This window comes from Rhodoplanes azumiensis, assembly GCF_042682915.1.
GTDB classification, from domain to species: domain Bacteria; phylum Pseudomonadota; class Alphaproteobacteria; order Rhizobiales; family Xanthobacteraceae; genus Rhodoplanes; species Rhodoplanes azumiensis.
On sequence record NZ_JBHUIW010000024.1, the window covers coordinates 56,955 to 76,095 of the forward strand.

The window sequence follows — 19,141 nt, forward strand, 5'->3', positions numbered from 1 at the left end:
ATGTTTACTTTTCCCAGATCGCTCGTTTAGGTTGCAGTCGCAACCCGCGGGCGTCCGGCCGCCGGGCCGCGCCGCAGCCACGATGCGGCCGGACCGTGTCGCGCGCCCGCCATCGGAGGCCGGCGATGCTGTTCTATGTCCAGATGCGATGGAACTATCAGGGGCGGATCTCGCAGGACCAGCTGTGGGATCTCGAGTCGCTCGAAGGCACCCACGGGGTCGAGGGGATCCGGGGCGGCTTCGTCCAGCTCTACAAGGTGGTGTCCCAGCATCGCATCATCGCGATCGTGAACGCGGCGTCGCTCGAGGATCTCGACCGCAACTCGATGGGCTGGCTGCCGATGCGCGAGTACCTCGACTTCGAGGTGGTGTGGGCGCTGCGCGACTACGAGGGCTTCCTCGCGGACGTGCGGGCCAAGTTCCCGCAGCCCGGCACGGCGGCAGCGCCGGCCCGCCTGCCATCGCCTCTCGCGGGCGACGGCGGAGCGGCTGCGACCGGGCCGGACGCGACCCGTCCGGTGGTCGAGCGCTGGTTCGCGGCCCTCGCCCGCGGCGACGGCGCCGGTGCGCTCGCCTGCCTCGCCGACGACGTCGTGTGGATCAACAATCCCGGCGTGAAGGGCCTGAGCGATATCGTCCCGTGGCTCGGCGAGTATCACGGCCGCGCCGCCGTGGAGCAGTCCTTCGTGATCTGGGGCCAGCTCTCGCAGGTGCGCGAGTTCGAGCTGCGCGGCATCGTCTACGGCGGCGACGAAGCCCTGGCGATCGTCCACGAGCGGGCGACGATCAAGGCGACCGGCCTCGACTACGACATCGAGTTCATCCAGCGCATCCGCGTCGCCGACGGCCGCATCGTGTTCTGGAAGTCCTACTGGGACACGGTCCAGGGCATCGTGCCGTTCCGCGGCGACATGCGGACGCGGCTGATCGACGCCGCGACGCGCGGCGATCGCGACGAGGCCATGAAGGTGCTGCCGTTCGGAGCCGATCCGAACACCCACGACGAGGCCTCCGGCCTGCCCGTGCTGACGATCGCGGCGGCGCGCGGCCATGTCGAGATGGTGCGGACGCTGATCGGTTTCGGCGCCGACCCGAACGCGCTCGACCGCAAGGCCGGCACCGCGGCGCTCCACAAGGTGGCGCAGGGTGGCCATGCCGAGGTGGCGCGGCTCCTGATCGGCGCCGGTGCGGCGATCGACCTGCAGGCGACCACGACCGGCCACACGCCGCTCGTCGAAGCGATCTGGTACAAGGCGGTCGAGATCGTCGCGCTGCTGCTCGATCACGACTGCCGCCTGGAGCCGCGAACGTCCTACGGCTTCACGCTCGCCGATCATCTGGAATACGCCAAGCGCGTCAGCCGGGGGGTCGGCGACGCCGAGAAGCTGGCGCGCATCGAGGCGCTGATCGCGGCCCGACGCGGCCGCGACGAGGCGGCGATGCGCGACAACGCGGTGATCCGCGCCGTGCACGACAAGGCCGTCCCGGCGCTGCGCGAGGCGCTCGCCGCCGGCGCTCCGATCGATCGCCGCTGGCCGGTGGTGTGCGGCTTCGACGACGGCCACACGGCCCTTCTGGTGGCCGCACGCGACGGGTTCGCCGAGGGGGTCGGGGTGCTGATCGAGGCCGGTGCGGACGTCAACGCGGTCGAACCCGTGTTCGGCGCCGTGCCGCTGCACAAGGCGACCTACAACGGCCACCTCGACATCACCCGCCGTCTGGCGGCGGCGCGCGGCGTGAACCTCGACGCCCAGGGCGCCTCGAACGGCTACACGCCGCTGCACGATGCGCTGTGGCACGGCTTCGCCGACTGCGCCGAGGCGCTGCTCGACGCCGGTGCCCGGACCGACATCGTCGCGTTCGACGGCAAGCGGCCGATCGATCTCGCGGAGGACAAGCTCGGACCCGAGCATCCGCTCACCCGGCGGCTGCGTGGCGCCGTCGCGGCGGCGGCCTGATGCGTCAGTGCGGATCGGCGGCCGGCGGCGGCACCGGCGGCGCGCCGCTATTGCGCCGCCGCGCGAGGCCGCGCAGCCACCGGCGGCCGAACAGGGCGGCGATGGCGAGCCCGTAGACGGCGGCGCCGATCAGCGCGAGGGCTGCGAGCGACGCCTCGTGGCGGAGCATCTGGCCGGGGTCGATCAGCGCCGCGACGACGCGCTCACCGGCGACGAGCGCCACGGCCAGCACCGCGGCGGCGATCGCGAGGCGGGCGACCGAGCGCATCAGCCGCGAATCCCAGCCGAGCAGGCCGGCGCGGCGGGCGAACCAGACGACGAGCAGGAAGTTCACCCAGGCGCCGACCGCGGTGGCGAGGGCGAGCCCGACCTGCGACAGCGGCCCCATCAGGGCTATCTTGAGCGCCACGTTGACGACCACCGAGGCGAGCAGCGCCTTCACCGGCGTCTTGGTGTCGCCGCGCGCCAGGAAGGTCGCCGTGACGCTGCGGATCAGAACGAAAGGCAGGAGCCCGACCGAATAGGCGGCGAGCGTCGCGCCGGCCGCCGCCGCATCGGCCGCCGTGAAAGCACCGCGCGAAAACAGCGCCAGCATGATCAGATCGGGCAGCAACAGGAAGGCGACCAGGCACGGCACCGAGAGGAGGAGCGCGAGCTCGACGGCGCGGCTCTGCGCCTCGCGGGCGCCCGCCTCGTCTCCGCCGGCGATGCGGCTCGCCATCTCGGGCAGGACGACGGTGCCGACCGCGATGCCGATGACGCCGACCGGGAGCTGATAGAGGCGGTCGGCGTAGTAGAGGGCGGAGAGCGCGCCGGCCGGCAGGAAGCTCGCGATGATGGTGTCGGCGAACATCGCGATCTGCAGCCCGGCCGAGCCGACCGTCGCCGGGCCGAGTGCCTTGAAGAACCTCTTCACGTCGTCGTCGAGCACGAGACCGGAAAAGCGCGGCAGTCCGGTGCGGCGCGCCACGTCGGCCCCGACCAGCAACACCTCGAGCACGCCGGCGACCAGCACGCCCCAGGCGGCGGCGTGGCCGGCGGTCGGGAAGAACGCCGCGAGCGACAGCGTCGCCATCATGCTGAGATTGAGCAGCACGGGCGCCGCGGCCGGCGAGGCGAAGCGCTGCACGGCGTTGAGCATGCCGCCGTAGAGCGTGACCAGGCTGACCAGCACCAGATACGGAAAGGTGATGCGGGTCAGCTCGACCGCGAGATCGAATCGCCCGGTGCCGCTCGCGAAACCGGGCGCCAGCAGGCCGATGACGGCCGGCGTGAAGGCGAGCGCCAGCGCCAGCAGCACGGCCTCGGCCGCCATCAGCATGGTGAAGACGCGATCGGCGAACAGCCGCGCCGGATCCGCCCCGCCCTGCTTCACGATGCGGGCATAGGCCGGCACGAAGGCGGCGTTGAACGCCCCTTCGGCGAAGATGGCGCGGAAGTGATTTGGAAGCCTGAGCGCGACGAAGAAGGCGTCGGCGACCGGCCCGGCGCCCAGCACCGCGGCCAGCATGATGTCGCGCAGGAAGCCGGTGACGCGCGACAGCAGCGTCAGCCCCCCGACAGTCGCGATGCGTCCGAGCATGGCCTCGACCGAACCTTTGCCGACGGCGACCGCCTCTTCGGCTCGTCATGGCCGGGCTCGTCCCGGCCATCCACGTCTGCCCGCCCCCTCACCACTGCTCCGCGGCCTGCGGCCGCGGCGTGGATGCCCGGCACGAGGCCGGGCATGACGGGCTGGAGGGTGTCGCGTGCCCCTACTGTTTCACGGCCCGCCGCACGGCGTCGATCACCCGGTCCTGCGACGCCGCGTCCAGATAGGCGTGCATGGGCAGCGCGATCACCTCGGCCGCGACCTTGTCGGACACGGGCAGGCCGTTGCCGGCGGTCGGATACTGCTTGTAGGCCACCTGACGATGCAGCGGGATCGGGTAGTAGATCGCGGTCGGCACGCCGTCGGCCTTCAGGGCCGCCGCGAACTTTTCGCGCGTGCCGGCGGGAATCCGGATCGTGTACTGGGCCCACACCGAGGAATAACCTTCCGGCACCACCGGCACGCCGACCACGTCGGCGAGGCCATCGGCATAGCGCTTGGCCACCGCGTCGCGGGCGCGAATCTCGTCGGCGAAGATCTTCAGCTTCTCGATCAGCACGGCGGCCTGCACGGTGTCGAGCCGCGAGGTGAGGCCGATGCGGACGTTGTCGTACTTGTCGGAGCCGTGGCCGTGCACGCGAAGACTCTTCAGCGTCGCCACCAGCTCGGGATCGTCGGTGAAGATCGCGCCCCCGTCGCCGTAGCAGCCGAGCGGCTTCGCCGGAAAGAAGCTCGTCGCGGTCGCGGTGGCGAGACCGTCGACGCCGAGCCGACGGCCCTTGTAGGTCGCCCCGAACGACTGCGCCGCGTCGTCGAGCACGAACAGGCCCTCGGCGTCGGCGAGCGCCGCGATGGCGTCGTGGTCGGCCGGCAGGCCGAACAGATCGACCGGGATGAGTCCACGCGGCCTGAGCCCGAGTTGCTTCGCCTTCTCGATCGCGGCGGCGGCGCTCGCGACCGAGATGTTGTAGGTCGCCTCGTCGATGTCGGCGAACACCGGGGTCGCGCCATGCAGGGCCACCACCTCGGCCGTGGCGCAGAACGTGAAGGACGGGCAGATCACCGCGTCGCCGGGGCCGATGCCCTTCGCCATCAGCACCAGCGAAAGTGCGTCGGTCCCGCTCGCGCAGGTGACGGCGTGGCTGGCGCCGCAGAAGGCGGCGAGATCGGCCTCGAGCTGCTGCACCTCGGGTCCGAGAATGAACTGGCAATGCGCCAGCACACGGGCGACGGCGTCGTCGACCTTGGTGCCGAGGGCGCGGCGTTGCGCCGCCACGTCGATGAAGGGGATCGGCTGCGGCTGCAGGCGGGCGTGTTGGGTCATGCGATGTCCTGCATGCGATGTCGTGTGAAGCTGTCGAGTCCGTCTCGTGGACGTCCGGCCGCGGTGTCGAACACGCGCCTCAGCGCGCCACCGCACGCGGCTTGCGGAGCGGCAGGCCGATCGCCTCGCCGCCCACCTCGAGGCAACGGATGGCGATCTCCAGGCTGGCGACGCCCTCCTCGCCGGTGACGGCGGGGCGCGTGCCGGTGCGCACCGCCTTGACGAAGGCGCCGAGCTCGGCGCGCAGCGGCTCGTCGTGGCCGACCGAGAGGTGGCGCATCGAGTAGCTGCCGTCCGGCTGGAAGCCGAAGCACTCGGTCACCTGCCGGGTGAGCAGATCACCCGTGATGTACTTGCGCTTCGTGGCGATCTGGACGGTGCGCGCCTTGAACGGCGTCAGCCAGTTGGTGTTGATGTGGGCGAGCACGCCGGAGGCGGTGCGGAACTGCAGCAGCGCGATGTCCTCGCGCTCGGCCTTGGCGCTGGAGAGCTGCGGCTGCACCTCGACGATCTCGGAGTCGGTGAACCAGCGCACCAGGTCGATGTCGTGCACGGCGAGGTCGATGACGATGCCGACGTTCGACATGCGCGGCGGGAACGGCCCGACCCGCGTGATCGCGATCGACAGGATGTCCTCGTTGCGGATCGCTTCCTTCAGCGACTGCGCGGCCGGGTTGAATCGCTCGACATGACCAACCATCAATGTCACGCCGGCGCGCTTCGCCGCCTCGATGATCTCGTGCCCCTGCTCCACCGTGGAGGCGATCGGCTTCTCGATCATCACGTGAACGCCACGCCGGATGCAGGTGAGCGCGACCTCGCGATGCAGATGCGTCGGCGCCGCGATGGTCACGGCGTCGACGCCGAAGTCCAGCAGCTTGCCGACGTCCGGGAACGTGCCGCAGCCGAGCGTGCGGCCGACGAACTCGGTCTGCCCGACGTTCGGATCCGCGACACCGACCAGCTGCACGCCCGGCAGGCCGGCGAACACCCGCGCGTGGTTGCATCCCATCACGCCGACGCCGACCACGCCGACGCGCAACGGCTTCTGGGCGCTGCCCTTGGCGCTGTCGACCATGACCACCTTCCCCGAAAACTGTCCTCGCGCCCTCCTAGCACGCCGGCCAGGGGCGTGCGACGTGAAAAGAAGGTCACGTAAACACGTTTTGATTCAGATATTTACAATCCGGATTTCGAGCCCGCTACGGGCTCTTCCGGATTCCTTTCCTCGGCCTTTCCCGTCAGCGCGCCTGCGGCGCAGGCATTTCGAATCGTGCGCAAGCCGCAGGCAGACCGGTCTCAGCGCACCAGCCCGTAGCCGTCGAGATCGATCTCCGGGGCGCGTCCCGACACGATGTCGGCGAGGATTCGGCCGGTGCCGCAGGCTTGCGTCCAGCCGTTCGAGCCGTGGCCGATGTTGAGATAGAGCCCCTCGATCGGCGTCTCGCCCAGATAAGGCGGCCCGTCCGGCGTCATCGGCCGCAGGCCGGCCCAAGGCTTGATGTCGCCGTCGAGCGACACGTCCGGATACATGGCACGCACGGTGCGGCGCACCGCCTCGATGCCGTCGCGCCGCACGCCGAGACCGTAGCCCGCGACCTCCGCCATGCCGGCCGCACGCAGCCGCGTGCCGAGCCGCGTGATCATCACCTTGGTGTGCTCGTCCATCACGGCGGAGCGCGGCCCCACCTGATCGGACGGCAGATCCACCGTGATGGAGTAACCTTTCACCGGATAGATCGGCAGGTTGATGCCGTGCGGGCGCAACAGGAACGGCGCCTCGACGCCGAGCGCGACGACGACGGCGTCCGCCTCGAGCGGCCCCTTGTCGGTCTCGACCGCGCGCAGGCGCTGCCCCTCGACCCGCAGCCGCGTGATCTTGGTGCCGAACAGGAAGCGGACGCCCTCGCCCTGGAGACGTGCGGACAGGCGCGCCGAGAACAGCGCCGAGTCGCCGGTCTCGTCGCCCGGCAGGTTCAGGCCGCCGACGAACTTGATCGTCGAGCGCACGAGCGCCGGCTCGGCCGCGAGCACGCCGTCGGCATCGAGGAGCTGATGGGTGACGCCGAACTTTTCGAGCACGGCGCTGGCGCGGCGACCGCCCGCCACCTCGTCCGTGGTGCGGAAGAGCTGCAGCACGCCGCCCTCGCCGTTATCGTACGTGATCCCGGTCTCGCGACGCAGATCCTTCAGGCACGCCTTGCTGTAATGGGCGATGCGCTGCATGCGCGCCTTGTTGCGGGCGAAGCGTTCGGGCGTGCAGTTCTGCACGAAATCCAGGAGCCAGGCGTACTGATACGGATCGAGCGTCGGCCGCATGGCGAGCGGCGCGTAGCGCGTCAGCATCCAGCGCAGGCCTTTCATCGGCATGCCGGGCGCGGCCCACGGGCCGGCGAAGCCCGGGCAGACGCCGCCGGCATTGCCGAAGCTCGTCTCGAGGCCGGCGCCGGTGCGCCGCTCGACGACCGTGACGGTGTGGCCGGCGCGGCGGAGATAATGAGCGCAGGCGGTGCCGACCACCCCTGCCCCGAGCACGAGAACGTTCATGGGTCCGTCCTGTCGCCGTTCCGGCGAAACCCGTCGCCGGACCGGCCGTTCCTGCCGCCGCGACCGCGGCGACCGTTGACATGAGCACCGGCCGCGAGCGCGCCCGCGGCCGGTGCATGCGTGAAGAGCACGAGGTCGGCGTGGACGACCGGCGCAAGCGCCGATCGACCGACCGGGACCGTCACTGCGACTTGATCATCGCGTCCTTGATGATCTTCTCGGTGCGCGCCGTCTCGTCGGCGATGAAGGTCTTGAACGCCTCGGTGGACGAGCCGATCGGCTCGAAGCCAAGCACGGCGAAGCGCCGCTTGGTGTCCTCGTCGGCCAGCACCTTGGCGGAGACCTCCTGCAGCTTGGCGGTGATCTCGGGCGGCAGCCCCTTCGGTGCCCAAAGCCCGTACCACGAGCCGAAGTCGAGCGGCTTCATGCCGGACTCGGCGACCGTCGGGATGTCGGGCGCGGCCTTGCTTCGCTCGAGGCTGGTGATGGCGAGCGCCTTGATCTTGCCGGCCTGCACGAGCGGCAGCGAAGCGACCATCGGATCGGCGACGAGCTGAATCTGGCCGCTCATCAGATCGGCGAGCATCGGCGTCGCGCCCCGATAGGCGATGACCAAAGCATCGACATTCGCCTCGTGCTTGAGCAGCTCGACCGCGAGATGGCCGGCCGCACCGAAGCCCGAGGTCGCGAACGTGTATTTGCTCGGCTCCTTGCGGACGAGGTCGAAGAACTCCTTCAGGGTGTTCGCCGGCACGTTCGGCGCCGTGCTGACGATCAGCGGGCCGGAGGCGACGAGGGTGATCGGCGTGAAGTCCTTCGTCACGTCGTAGGGCACGTTCTTGAACAGAAACGGCGCGCCGACATGCAGCGAGGCGTGAAGGAGGAGCGTGTAGCCGTCCGGCGCGGACTTCACCACCGAGCCCGCTCCGACCGTGCCGCCGGCGCCACCGGCGCGGTTCTCGACGATCACGCTGACGCCGAGGCTTTCCTGCAGCTTGTGCGCCAGGATGCGGGCGACGCCGTCGACCGAGCCGCCGGCCGGCACCGGCACCACGACCGTGATGGTGCGCGCCGGATAGGCGTCGCCGTTCGGGCCGGCCATCGCGGGTCCGGTCGTCGCCGGCCCGGACACGGCGAGCGCCGCGAGTGCCGCGCAAGCCGCCAAAGCATTTCTGAACATGTCGTCCTCATGGTTCGCCCGCCCCGCGACCAGCCTTCCCACGCTGGTCGCTCCTCGGCATCTGCGTACCATTCACAAGGCAAGACCTGCGCCAGTTTCGCGGAAACGTTCGAGGCTCTGCGACGGATCGCGATCGACGATCGCGACGTGATCAGATCGGCATCGACCGCGGAGCGACGCGGCGCGACGAACGAATGCGGGCGCGCGGAGCCGATCCGCGCGCCCGGACGACGACGTCCGTGTCGCCTCACTCCGTCTTGATGTTCGCGTCCTTGATGATCTTCTCGGCGCGCGCCATCTCGTCGCCGATGTACTTGGCGAACTCCTCGCTCGTCGAGCCGATCGGGTCGAAGCCGAGCGTGGCGAAGCGCTTCTTGGCGTCCTCCTGGGCCAGAACCTTCACCGAGACCTCCTGCAGCTTGGCGGTGATCTCGGGCGGCAGCCCCTTGGGGCCCCACAGCCCGTACCACGACACGAAGTCGAGCGGCTTCATGCCGGATTCGGCGACGGTCGGGATCTCGGGCGCCGAGGCGGTGCGCTTCAGGCTCGTCACCGCGAGCGCCTTGATCTTGCCGGACTGGGCGAGCGGCACCGAGGAGAGCGCCGGATCGGCGATCAGCTGAATCTGGCCGCTCATCAGGTCGGTCAGCATCGGGCCGGCGCCCTTGTAGGCGATGACCAGCGCATCGACGCCCGCCTCGCGCTTCAGGAGCTCGATGGCGAGGTGGCCGGCCGAGCCGAAGCTCGACGTCGCGAAGGTGAATTTCGACGGATCCTTGCGGACCAGATCAAAGAACTCCTTCAGATCCTTCGCCGGCACGTTGGGCGACGTGCTGACGATCAGCGGGCCGGCGGCGACCAGCGTGATCGGGGTGAAATCCTTCACCACGTCGTAGGGCACGTTCTTGAACAGGAACGGCGAGACGACGTGGATCGACGCCTGCAGGAGCAACGTGTAGCCGTCCGGCTGCGCCTTCGCCACCGTGTTGGCGCCGATCAGGCCGCCGGCACCGCCGGCGCGGTTCTCGACGATGACGCTGACGCCCAGCGCCTCCTGGAGCTTCTGGGCGAGCACGCGGGCGACGCCGTCGACCGAGCCGCCGGCCGGATACGGCACCACCATGGTGATGTTGCGGTTCGGATAGGCCTGCGGCTGGGCCTGCGCCGACGGCACGGCGCCGTCGAACGTCACGCCGGCGAGGGCCGAGAGAGCGACAGCACACGCTGCCAGAGCTTTTCGTATCATGTTGTCCTCGTGTCTGTCGGAGCGACAGGGAACCTGAACTCAGTACGTCCCGGGATAACTTCCACCGTCGATCAGCAAGTTCTGGCCGGTTATGAACCCGGCCTTCGACGAGCACAAAAAAGCAAAATACGCGCCGAGCTCTTCCGGATCGCCGTAACGACGCGCCGGATTCGCTGCCGCACGCGCATGCCAGACCTGCTCGAACCGGTCGCCGACGTCGTCGATCATGCCACGGATGTGACGACGTTGCGCGTCGCTGTCGAAGATTCCGGGCAGAAGATTGTTGATGGTGACGTTGTGGACCACGGTCTGACGCGAGATGCCGGCGACGAAGCCGACGAGGCCGGAGCGCGCGCCGTTCGACAGGCCGAGCTCCGGCTGCGCGATCTTCACGCTGCGCGACACGATGTTGACGATGCGGCCGAACCTCCGCTCCATCATGCCGTCGACCGTGCGCCTGATCATCTCGATCGGGCCGAGCATCATGGCGTCGAGCGCGGCGATCCAGTCGTCGCGTCGCCAGTCGCGGAAGTCGCCGGGGAGCGGGCCGTCCGCGTTGTTGAGCAGGATGTCGGGCTCCGGACACGCGGCCAGGATCGCGTCGCGCCCCGCCTCGGTCGTGATGTCGGCGGCGACCCAGCTCACGCTGCCGCCGGCCCCGACGGGAACCTGATCACGAATGTCCTGCGCCGCCTGCTCGAGCGTCGCCGGTGTGCGCGCCGCGATCGTGACCGCGACGCCCTCGCGGGCGAGCGCCAGCGCGCAGGCCTTGCCGAGCCCGCGGCTCGCGCCGCACAGCAGCGCCTTGCGGCCCGCAATTCCGAGATCCATGGGCCGCCTCCGCCGCCGCCGTGAGATGCGTCGCGGCTCAGGCCGCGACGGCGGAGACGGGCTTCACGTCGAAGCCGTAGGCCTTGTCGAGGCCGAGCTCGGAGACGATGCGCAGGCCGCGGGCGAGATGATCGGCGGCGAGCCCGGTGAGCGGCTTCCTGAGATCGCCGGCCGGCAGACCGACCGCCTTCATCAGCGACTTCACGGCGACCGGATTGATGGCCGAGTAGGTGAAGTGCAGCAGCGGCAGCATGCGCAGATAGGTCTCGCGGAAGTTCGTGGCGTCCGTGTAGTCCTTCCACGGCGTCGAGATCGTCGCGATCTCGCGCGGCGCGATGTTGCCGGTCATGTTGGCGGTGCCGTGGCCGCCGAGGCTCATGGTCGGCACCACGAGACCGAGATTGGGGCTGTCGCAGCACATCACGGCGACGTCGGGACGACCGGCCAGCACCTGGGCGACCTGGCCGACGCGACCGGTCGACTCCTTGTGCACCACGTAGTTCGGATGCTTGAAGATGCGCAGCAGATGGTCCCAGTGCAGGTCGCTCTTCACCCGCGGCGGGTTGTTGTAGATGCCGAGCGGCAGGTCGGTGGCGTCGGCGACCTCCAGGAAGAAACGCTCGATGTCGTCCTCGGGCGCACAGATATAGGCGGGCGCCGCCAGGATGGCGCCGTCGGCGCCGTTGTCCTTGGCGAACTTCACCATCGCGATCGTCGACTCGGTGTTGTTGCCCGTGCAGCCGAAGAAGATCGGCATCTTCGCCGTCTTCATCTTCGCCGTCTCGACGATGATCTGCTTCTTCTCCTCGAGCGACAGCATCGACGTCTCGCCGGTCGAGCCCATGATCAGGATCGCAGCCGTGCCGTTGTCCTCGTGGAACTTCAGGAGCGTGCGGAACGCCGCGAAGTCGACGGTCCCGTCCTTGTTGAACGGAGTGATCAGCGCCACGAAGGAGCCGGCGAGCTTGGTCTTGGCCATGTGGGTCTCCGCGAAGAAGCGAGTTGGCGGTGGTTTCACACCGGCGCGGGGGCGCGCGCAAGGGAGGGCGGGTCGAAAGCCCGGATCGGCGGCAATGCGCCGACGAACTTCTCCACCTCGACGAGCGTCGACTGGGCGCTCGACCCCTGGGTGAGGCGCGACGTGCCGATGTCCGGGGTCAGCACGTTGGGGTTGCCGTGGACGTCGAGGCCGTCGCCGGCGGGCGACGGATCGAACCAGGCGCCGGTCGGCATCACGGCGACGTTCGCGGCGAGGCCCGCGTCGATCACCACGCCGGCGAGACACGCGCCACGATCATTGAAGACTCGCACGATGTCGCCGTCGCGCAGGCCGCGGGCGGCGGCGTCGTCGGGCGCGAGCCGGATCGCCTCGCGGCCGAGAATTTTCCCGGCGACCGAGACGGGGCCGGGGTCGGTCTGGCTGTGCAGCCGGCGCACCGGCTGGTTGGTGAGGAGATGCAGCGGGAAGCGCTGCGCCTGCGCGGCACCGAGCCACTCGGCCGGCGGCAGCCAGGCCGGATGCGGCGGCGCGTCGTCGTAGCCGAACCGCTGCACGACGTCGGACGTGATCTCGATCTTGCCGGACGGCGTTCCGAGGCGATGCGCGATCGGGTCGGCGCGGAACTCCTCCATCAGCACGTAGTCGCGCTCCGGCGCCGGCAGTTCGATCACGCCCTCGGCCCAGAACTGCTGGAACGACGGCAGTTCGATGCCCTTTTTCGCGGCGCCGTCGCGGATGCCCTGATAGACGAGGCGGCACCATTCCATCTCGCCGCGCCCCTGCGTGAAGGCGTCGCCGTAACCGAGCCTTTCGGCCAGCGCCGCGAAGATGTCGATGTCGTTCTTCGCCTCGCCCACCGGGGCGATCGCCTGATGCATGGCGAACACGAACGGGTCGCGCGAGGTGCCGCCGACGTCGTTGCGCTCGAGCGTCGTCGTCGCCGGCAGCACGATGTCGGCGTGGCGCGCCGTCGGCGTCCACCAGCTCTCGTGCACGATCACGGTCTCGGGCTTCCGAAAGGCGCGCCGAAGCCGATTGAGATCCTGATGATGATGAAACGGATTGCCGCCCGCCCAATAGACGAGCCGGATGTCCGGATAGGTGTGTCGCTTTCCGTTGAACTCGTAGGTGCCGCCCGGATCGAGCAGCATGTCGGCGATGCGGGCCACGGGAATCGCGCACTTCGCCGGGTTCGGCGGCGGCGGAATTTCCGGGCCGGCCAGCGCCATGCGCGGCAGGCCGGGGCCGTGGATCGAGCCGTGGCCGAAGCCGAAGCCCTGCCCCGGCAGGCCGATGCCGCCCAGCATGGCGGCGAGCGTGATCAGCCCCCAATAGGGCTGCTCGCCGTGGTGGGCGCGCTGCAGCGACCAGGTCGCCGTCATGTAGGTCCGCACGTCGGCGGCGCGGCGCGCCAGCTCGCGGATTTTGTCCGCCGGCACGCCGCAGATCGCCTCCGCCCACTCCGGCGTCTTCGCCGTGCCGTCGGTCTTCCCGGTCAGATAATCGGCGAAGCGATCGAAGCCGGCGCAGTACCGATCCAGGAACCCCGCGTCGTGCCGGCCCTCGGACAGCAGCACATGGGCCATGCCGAGCATCAGCACGACGTCGGTGTTGGGCCGGATCGCAATCCACTCGGCGTCGAGGAATTCCGGCGCGTCCGCCTTCACCGGGCTGACATTGACGAAGGCGAGGCCGGCGGCGCGGGCGCGGCGCAGCCAGGTCTCGGTGTCGTGGGCGCCGACGCCGCCGGAGCCGACCTGAGCGTTCTTCAGCGCGAGGCCGCCGAAGGCGATCATCAGCTTGGCGTTGGCGATGACGCTCGGCCAGTCGGTCGCGCGGCCCGTCACCGGCTGGAAGGTGCCGAGGATGTGCGGCAGCAGCGTCTGGGCGGCGCCGAACGAGTAGTTGGCGATCTGATCGACGAAGCCGCCGCCGAGCGCCAGGAACCGCCGCACCAGCGTGCGGGCGTGGTGCACGCGCCCCGCCGACGACCAGCCGTAGGAGCCGCCGAACACGGCGGTCGGCCCGTGCGCGGCGCGCACCCGGGCCAGCTCGCCGGCGACGAGGTCGAGCGCCTCGTCCCACGCGATCTCGCGAAACGAGTCGTGGCCGGTGCGCGGCTTCCCTTCGCGCCATCCCTCGCGCACCGCCGGCCGCGCGATGCGCAGCGGCGAATGCACCATGGCGGGCAGTGCCGCCAGCATGGGCGACGGCGCCGGATCGCGTGGAAACGGCGTGCAGCCGACGAGACGGCCGTTCTCGACCGTCGCCGTGAAGGCGCCCCAGTGGCAGAGCGAAGGACAGCGTCGGGAGGCGGGTGCGGGGGTCATGTCTCGACTGTGAACCGGGCCCCGGCGCTAGGCAACCAGGGCTTCGCTCTTCGCGAGTGCGAAGTCGACGGCCGCGTCGGCGTGCAGGAAGGTCGAGTCGAACACCGGCAGGTCGGTGTCGTCCTGGCCGATCAGCAGGCCGATCTCGGTGCAGCCGAGGATCACGGCGTCGGCGCCGCGCGCCTTGCCGCGGGCGATCACCTCTCGGTACTTCTCGCGGGACGTGTCCTTCACGACGCCGCAGCACAGCTCGCCGAAGATCACGTCGTGCACCATGCCGCGCTCGTCCGGGGTCTCCGGCACGATCGCCTCGATGCCGAAGCGGTTGCGCAGGCGGGCACGATAGAACTCCTCCTCCATGGTGAAGCGGGTGGCGAGCAGCAGCGGCTTGCTGATCCGCTTCTCCTTCAGGGGCGCCGCGGTGGCGTCGACGATGTGGAGGAGCGGCACCGAGACGGCGCGCTGCACCTCGTCGGCGAGCTTGTGCATGGTGTTGGTGCAGATCAGCAGGCAACCGGCACCGGCCTTCTCGAGATCACGGCCGATGCCGGCCAGCACGGCGGCCGCCTGCGTCCAGTCGCCGGCGCGCTGCAGGGCGACGATGCCGTCGAAGTCGACCGAGCGCATCAGCACGTCGGCCGAGTGCAGCCCGCCGAGGCGCTCGCGCACCTGCTCGTTGATCCGCCGGTAGTACACCGCGGTGCTCTCCCAGCTCATGCCTCCGATCAGCCCGATGGTGTGCACGACCGCCTCCTCGCATTGCGTATGACTCGGGGAGTGTAGGCGGTATCGGACGCATTCGGTTCGCAAAGTGATGCGCCTGAGGGGCTTATAATGGCAATGGCATATTGGCATTTGTGTGATAAAAGAAATCAGATTTCAAGTTTACCCCTGCATGCGAAATAGGCATTCTATGGATCGAATCGACCAGAAAATACTCGATCTCCTGCAGGGGGACGCGACGCTGCCGATCGCCGAGGTCGCCGAGCAGGTCGGCCTCTCCACGGCACCGTGCTGGAGACGCATCAAGAAGCTGGAGGACGACGGCGTCATTCAACGCCGGGTCGCACTGGTCGATCGCCGCAAGGTGAACGTGCCGATGACGCTGTTCGTCTCGGTGCGCACCACCCGCCACGCGCTCGAATGGGTCGACGATTTCCGGCGCATGATCGCCGACATCCCGGAGATCGTCGAGGTGTGGCGGCTCACCGGCGACGTCGATTATCTCCTGCGCATCGTGGTGCCCGACATCGACGCCTACGACGCCGTCTACAAGCGGATGATCGATCGCGTCGAGCTCGCCGACGTCTCCTCCGCGATCGCCATGGAGGAGCTGAAATACACGACCGCCGTGCCGACCGGCTACATCGCCAGGACGCGGTGAGGGCGCGGGGTGACATCGCGGGGGTGACGCATGTGCGCCGCGCTCTTGGCAGCGGCGCGGCCGCGACGCTATATTCTTTTCGCTACAGCATGAAAGGCGCGTCGCCGTCGCGGCACGCGCGAGGGACGAGCGTGATACGATCGAGCGTGATGACGACGACGGCGAGCAGCGTGCCTCTCCGGGCGAGCGACCGCGGGGCGCCGCCCCGACCATGATGGACCTGACGCCCGAGGAGATCACCGCCGTTCATCTGTCGTTGCGCATCGCCGTCGTCGCGACGCTGGCCAGCCTGCCGCTCGGCATCTTCGTCGCCTATGCGCTGGCGCGCTGGCGGTTTCCCGGCAAGGTGCTGCTCGACGGCGTCGTGCATCTTCCGCTGGTGCTGCCGCCGGTGGTCACCGGCTACGTGCTGCTCCTGCTGTTCGGCCGGCGCGGCCCGATCGGCGCCTTCCTGGCGGAGACTTTCGGCATCGTCTTCTCGTTCCGCTGGACCGGCGCGGCGCTCGCCTGCGCCGTGATGGGCTTCCCGCTGATGGTGCGGGCGATCCGGCTGTCGATCGAGGCGATCGATCAGCGGCTCGAGAACGCCGCCGGCACACTCGGCGCCAGCCGGCCGTGGACCTTCGTCCTGGTGACGCTGCCGCTCGCCCTGCCCGGCCTGATCGTCGGCTCGATCCTGTGCTTCGCCAAGGCGCTCGGCGAGTTCGGCGCGACCATCACGTTCGTCTCCAACATCCCGGGCGAGACGCAGACGATCTCGGCCGCGATCTACGGCCTGACCCAGACGCCGAGCGGCGACGCCGCGGCGCTCCGCCTCACCATCGTGTCGATCGTGATCGCGCTCGCGGCCCTGGTGCTGTCCGAGGTGGTGCAGCGCCTCGCCCACCGCAAGCTGGCGCAGTTCTGATGATCCGGGTCGATCGCCTCGATCCTCGTCATGGCCGGGCGCGGCGCGGCCACCCACGAAACAGCTCCCGACATGTCGCAAAGACGTGGATGCCCGGCACGAGGCCGGGTGTGACCGGACCGCGAGCGTGGGGCGGCCGATGATCCGGGTCGACGTGAAAAAGACGCTCGGCGCGTTCGATCTCGACATCGCCTTCGAGAGCGACGGCGGCGTCGTCGCGCTGTTCGGGCCGTCGGGATCGGGCAAGAGCGCGACCATCGGGCTGATCGCCGGCCTGACCCGACCCGATCACGGCACGATCGCGCTCGACGGTCGCGCGCTGGTCGATACGGCGAGCCGCACCTTCGTGCCGGCGCATCGGCGCCGCATCGGCCTCGTGTTCCAGGACGCCCAGCTCTTCCCGCATCTGAGCGTGAAGCACAATCTCCTGTTCGGCCGCTGGTTCGCCCCGAAGGCCGAGCGCCGCATCGCGCTCGATCCGGTGGTCGAGACGCTCGGCATCGGCCATCTGCTCGACCGCCGGCCCGGCCGCCTGTCGGGCGGCGAGAAGCAGCGCGTCGCCATCGGCCGGGCGCTGGTCTCCTCGCCGCGCCTCCTCCTGATGGACGAGCCGCTCGCCGCGCTCGACGCCGAGCGCAAGCAGGAGATCCTGCCGCTGATCGAGCGGCTGCGCGACGAGTTCGGCATCCCGATCGTCTACGTGTCGCACGCCGTCGAGGAGGTGGCGCGGCTCGCCGCCCGCGTCGTCGTGCTGGCCCATGGGCGCGTCGCCGCCGCCGGCAGCGTCGAGGACGTGTTCGGCGACGGCGCCGCGCAGGCCGGCGAGAGCCGCTTCCGCCGCGCCTCCTTCGTCACGGCCCGGGTCGCAGGCTGGGACGAGACCTGGGGCCTCGCCGAGATTGCCCATCCGGCCGGCACCATCTGGCTCGCCGGCCCGGCCGGCCCGGCGGGTCGCGACTGCCGCGTCGTGATCAGAGCGACCGACGTGACGCTCGCCACCACCCGACCGGCCGGGCTCAGCGTCCGCACCGTGCTGCACGGCGTGGTGGCGCGCGTCGACACCGACACCGGCCCGCTCGCCACCGTCACGGTCGATCTCGACGGCCACGGCCATGTGCTCGCCTCGGCCACCCGCAAGGCGCTGGCCGAGCTCGGGCTCGCCCCCGGCCGGCCGGTGTTCGCGCTGATCAAGACGGTCGCGCTCGACGAGCAGTCGGTGGCGCTCGGCCCGCTCTCCGCCCCGGCTTGAAGACACGCCACGGGGCCGTGCACGCGCTTGTGATCCGCCGCACGAACCGGACGACCCGCTCGCGCGACCAATCGAGGCGCAGCGGCCGATCCCCCGGCGACCGCGCGACGACGTGTCGACCGGAACGCGGATCGACGATCCGCATTGATCCGGTATCGCACGGGCAGGCAGGCGAGCACCGCCGGTCCCGTGGGGCAACGCGCAGGAGCTGATCATGCACCTCTCGACCACGAAGACGGCCGCGGCCCTCGCTCTCGCAGGCGCGCTCGCCGTGACCTCCACGGCCGCCGAGGCCCGCAACGGCCGCTTTCTCGCGGCCGCGGGCGTCGGCATCGCCGCCGGCGCGATCATCGGTGCCGCCGCGGCGAGCGCGAACCGCGGCTATTACCGCAGCGGCTACTATGGCGGCCCCGGCTACGCCTATGCACCCGGATACGCCTACGGCCCGACCTACACGTATTCCTCGTGGGGCGACGCGCCGAGCTACGGCTACGCGCCGGCCTATTCCGGATACGCCTACGCCCCCGGTTACGACGGCTACGCCTATGCGCCCGGTTACCGCTCGGTCGGCTGGGGCGGCGGCTGGGGCAACGGCTGGGGCTGGGGCCGCAGCAACTGCCCGGTGCGCGGCGCCTACCGGGCCGACTACAGCCAGTGCTGATCAGGACCGGTCCCGATCACGCGAGGGGCGGGCGAAGGCCCGCCCCTTTTTTTCGCGTCGTCGAATCAGAGCGAGTCTCGTCGACGCTGAATCCGATTGGAATTCCGTTCCGGGCGAACTGGCCCGAAGGGGGCCGGATCGTCGCGGCGCCCGACGATCCCGACGCGAGGCTTCCGCGCGCCGGCCGGACCGGCGCCGGCTCAGGGCTTGTCGAGCCTGCGGATCAGGGCGCGGGTCTGGGCGATGGTGTCGCGGCTCTTGGAAATCTGCACCCGATGGGTCTCACAGGCTTGATCGGAGCTCGACACGCGCTCGGCCGCGCCGTCGATCAACACACGCGATTCGGTGCAGGCGGCCGCCGACATGACCCGCATCGCGACCTGACGCGCATGCCGCGAGCTGGGCTTGTAGCCCGACAGAACCTTGGCGACCGCCGCACGCTCATCGGCGGCTGCGGTGTTGGACGTCTCGGGACCGCGCGCGTCCGATCCGGATTCGGTCGGGTTCCGATCGTTCGGCGCTTTGTCGTTCGGCACGCTATCGTTCGGCACGCTATCGTTCGGCACTCTTTCGTTCGGCAGTCTGTCGTTCGAGACCGACGCCGGTCCCTCCGGGCTCGGCCCCCCGGATGAAGACGGGCGGTTCGATGAACCTTCGTCGTCCCGGCCGCGGTGCCCACCGCGCGTCCGATCGTTCATGGCCGTGCTCCGTTCCACCGAACGGGCGGGAGCACAAGCATCTCTCAGCCACCGGCGCCCAGGAGGTCGTGGCCGGTGATCTGGCTCAACGGCCGAGGACCGCATCGGTTCCGTCGCCGGACAAATAAACAAGCGCGCGCGGCGCGTACCTGTTCGCGCCGCACGATCTGACGTCCGCGGCCTGCGGGCTCTACGCGCTCTTAACGGGAACGTGCTATTGCGGGCCGTGCCGGGC

The 19,141-nt window shown here is 69.9% G+C and carries 16 protein-coding genes; 5 read left to right on the forward strand and 11 right to left on the reverse strand.

The features are described from left to right. Positions 1 to 125: 125 nt before the first annotated feature. On the forward strand, positions 126 to 1,958 hold the full coding sequence (locus tag ACFSOX_RS18530) for an ankyrin repeat domain-containing protein (RefSeq protein WP_378479304.1): 1,833 nt from the start codon (positions 126 to 128) through the stop codon (positions 1,956 to 1,958). Positions 1,959 to 1,962: 4 nt separating this feature from the next. Here ACFSOX_RS18530 and murJ read toward each other — a convergent pair whose 3' ends face one another. The 10 genes from murJ to ACFSOX_RS18580 all read right to left on the reverse strand — a co-directional run bounded on the left by murJ (position 1,963) and on the right by ACFSOX_RS18580 (position 14,751). Then, positions 1,963 to 3,540 carry a murein biosynthesis integral membrane protein MurJ gene (murJ, locus tag ACFSOX_RS18535; protein ID WP_378479305.1) on the reverse strand — a complete coding sequence of 526 codons (1,578 nt, stop codon included), beginning with the start codon at positions 3,538 to 3,540 and terminating at the stop codon, positions 1,963 to 1,965. 172 nt (positions 3,541 to 3,712) lie between these two features. Beyond that, a complete protein-coding gene (locus tag ACFSOX_RS18540; protein ID WP_378479306.1) occupies positions 3,713 to 4,873 on the reverse strand; it encodes a DegT/DnrJ/EryC1/StrS family aminotransferase in 1,161 nt (386 codons plus the stop codon). Positions 4,874 to 4,952: 79 nt separating this feature from the next. Next, positions 4,953 to 5,951, reverse strand: coding sequence for a Gfo/Idh/MocA family oxidoreductase (locus tag ACFSOX_RS18545; protein ID WP_378479307.1), 999 nt, complete (start codon positions 5,949 to 5,951; stop codon positions 4,953 to 4,955). Positions 5,952 to 6,172: 221 nt separating this feature from the next. Continuing rightward, on the reverse strand, positions 6,173 to 7,420 hold the full coding sequence (locus tag ACFSOX_RS18550; protein ID WP_378479308.1) for a D-amino acid dehydrogenase: 1,248 nt from the start codon (positions 7,418 to 7,420) through the stop codon (positions 6,173 to 6,175). A gap of 181 nt (positions 7,421 to 7,601) precedes the next feature. Next, positions 7,602 to 8,600: a Bug family tripartite tricarboxylate transporter substrate binding protein gene (locus tag ACFSOX_RS18555; protein ID WP_378479309.1), complete on the reverse strand. Its 999-nt coding sequence runs from the start codon at positions 8,598 to 8,600 to the stop codon at positions 7,602 to 7,604. A 247-nt stretch (positions 8,601 to 8,847) separates the two neighbouring features. Further along, a complete protein-coding gene (locus ACFSOX_RS18560) occupies positions 8,848 to 9,846 on the reverse strand; it encodes a Bug family tripartite tricarboxylate transporter substrate binding protein (protein WP_378479310.1) in 999 nt (332 codons plus the stop codon). Positions 9,847 to 9,885: 39 nt separating this feature from the next. Then, positions 9,886 to 10,677 (reverse strand): SDR family oxidoreductase, encoded by a 792-nt coding sequence (locus ACFSOX_RS18565; protein ID WP_378479311.1) that lies wholly within the window; start codon positions 10,675 to 10,677, stop codon positions 9,886 to 9,888. A gap of 37 nt (positions 10,678 to 10,714) precedes the next feature. Further along, positions 10,715 to 11,656 carry a 4-hydroxy-tetrahydrodipicolinate synthase family protein gene (locus ACFSOX_RS18570; RefSeq protein WP_378479312.1) on the reverse strand — a complete coding sequence of 314 codons (942 nt, stop codon included), beginning with the start codon at positions 11,654 to 11,656 and terminating at the stop codon, positions 10,715 to 10,717. A 35-nt stretch (positions 11,657 to 11,691) separates the two neighbouring features. Further along, positions 11,692 to 14,007 carry a molybdopterin-dependent oxidoreductase gene (locus ACFSOX_RS18575; RefSeq protein WP_378479313.1) on the reverse strand — a complete coding sequence of 772 codons (2,316 nt, stop codon included), beginning with the start codon at positions 14,005 to 14,007 and terminating at the stop codon, positions 11,692 to 11,694. Between the two features lie 27 nt (positions 14,008 to 14,034). Beyond that, entirely contained in the window at positions 14,035 to 14,751 is a 717-nt protein-coding gene (locus tag ACFSOX_RS18580; RefSeq protein ID WP_378479314.1) for an aspartate/glutamate racemase family protein, read from the reverse strand. A gap of 169 nt (positions 14,752 to 14,920) precedes the next feature. Between ACFSOX_RS18580 and ACFSOX_RS18585 the strand changes: the two genes are divergently transcribed. From ACFSOX_RS18585 to ACFSOX_RS18600, 4 genes are all read left to right on the forward strand, one after another. Continuing rightward, positions 14,921 to 15,391 carry an Lrp/AsnC family transcriptional regulator gene (locus ACFSOX_RS18585; RefSeq protein WP_378479315.1) on the forward strand — a complete coding sequence of 157 codons (471 nt, stop codon included), beginning with the start codon at positions 14,921 to 14,923 and terminating at the stop codon, positions 15,389 to 15,391. Between the two features lie 211 nt (positions 15,392 to 15,602). Further along, the gene (gene modB, locus ACFSOX_RS18590; RefSeq protein ID WP_378479316.1) at positions 15,603 to 16,298 is read left to right on the forward strand and encodes a molybdate ABC transporter permease subunit; all 696 of its coding nucleotides are present in this window, start codon (positions 15,603 to 15,605) and stop codon (positions 16,296 to 16,298) included. 139 nt (positions 16,299 to 16,437) lie between these two features. Continuing rightward, on the forward strand, positions 16,438 to 17,547 hold the full coding sequence (gene modC / locus ACFSOX_RS18595; RefSeq protein WP_378479317.1) for a molybdenum ABC transporter ATP-binding protein: 1,110 nt from the start codon (positions 16,438 to 16,440) through the stop codon (positions 17,545 to 17,547). A 214-nt stretch (positions 17,548 to 17,761) separates the two neighbouring features. Beyond that, on the forward strand, positions 17,762 to 18,208 hold the full coding sequence (locus ACFSOX_RS18600; RefSeq protein WP_378479318.1) for a hypothetical protein: 447 nt from the start codon (positions 17,762 to 17,764) through the stop codon (positions 18,206 to 18,208). A 200-nt stretch (positions 18,209 to 18,408) separates the two neighbouring features. On the opposite strand, the gene ACFSOX_RS18605 is transcribed toward ACFSOX_RS18600, so the two are convergent. Further along, a complete protein-coding gene (locus ACFSOX_RS18605) occupies positions 18,409 to 18,906 on the reverse strand; it encodes a hypothetical protein (RefSeq protein WP_378479319.1) in 498 nt (165 codons plus the stop codon). Between the last annotated feature and the right edge of the window lie 235 nt (positions 18,907 to 19,141).

Excerpts from the sequence above, each read along its gene's own strand:
- modC (WP_378479317.1), top strand. The coding sequence starts at position 16,438 with ATGATCCGGGTCGACGTGAAAAAGACGCTCGGCGCGTTCGATCTCGAC.
- ACFSOX_RS18550 (WP_378479308.1), bottom strand. The coding sequence starts at position 7,420 with ATGAACGTTCTCGTGCTCGGGGCAGGGGTGGTCGGCACCGCCTGCGCT.
- ACFSOX_RS18605 (WP_378479319.1), bottom strand. The coding sequence starts at position 18,906 with ATGAACGATCGGACGCGCGGTGGGCACCGCGGCCGGGACGACGAAGGT.
- ACFSOX_RS18530 (WP_378479304.1), top strand. The coding sequence starts at position 126 with ATGCTGTTCTATGTCCAGATGCGATGGAACTATCAGGGGCGGATCTCG.
- ACFSOX_RS18565 (WP_378479311.1), bottom strand. The coding sequence starts at position 10,677 with ATGGATCTCGGAATTGCGGGCCGCAAGGCGCTGCTGTGCGGCGCGAGC.
- murJ (WP_378479305.1), bottom strand. The coding sequence starts at position 3,540 with ATGCTCGGACGCATCGCGACTGTCGGGGGGCTGACGCTGCTGTCGCGC.
- ACFSOX_RS18600 (WP_378479318.1), top strand. The coding sequence starts at position 17,762 with ATGCACCTCTCGACCACGAAGACGGCCGCGGCCCTCGCTCTCGCAGGC.
- ACFSOX_RS18570 (WP_378479312.1), bottom strand. The coding sequence starts at position 11,656 with ATGGCCAAGACCAAGCTCGCCGGCTCCTTCGTGGCGCTGATCACTCCG.
- ACFSOX_RS18575 (WP_378479313.1), bottom strand. The coding sequence starts at position 14,007 with ATGACCCCCGCACCCGCCTCCCGACGCTGTCCTTCGCTCTGCCACTGG.
- ACFSOX_RS18585 (WP_378479315.1), top strand. The coding sequence starts at position 14,921 with ATGGATCGAATCGACCAGAAAATACTCGATCTCCTGCAGGGGGACGCG.
- ACFSOX_RS18555 (WP_378479309.1), bottom strand. The coding sequence starts at position 8,600 with ATGTTCAGAAATGCTTTGGCGGCTTGCGCGGCACTCGCGGCGCTCGCC.
- modB (WP_378479316.1), top strand. The coding sequence starts at position 15,603 with ATGATGGACCTGACGCCCGAGGAGATCACCGCCGTTCATCTGTCGTTG.
- ACFSOX_RS18560 (WP_378479310.1), bottom strand. The coding sequence starts at position 9,846 with ATGATACGAAAAGCTCTGGCAGCGTGTGCTGTCGCTCTCTCGGCCCTC.
- ACFSOX_RS18545 (WP_378479307.1), bottom strand. The coding sequence starts at position 5,951 with ATGGTCGACAGCGCCAAGGGCAGCGCCCAGAAGCCGTTGCGCGTCGGC.
- ACFSOX_RS18540 (WP_378479306.1), bottom strand. The coding sequence starts at position 4,873 with ATGACCCAACACGCCCGCCTGCAGCCGCAGCCGATCCCCTTCATCGAC.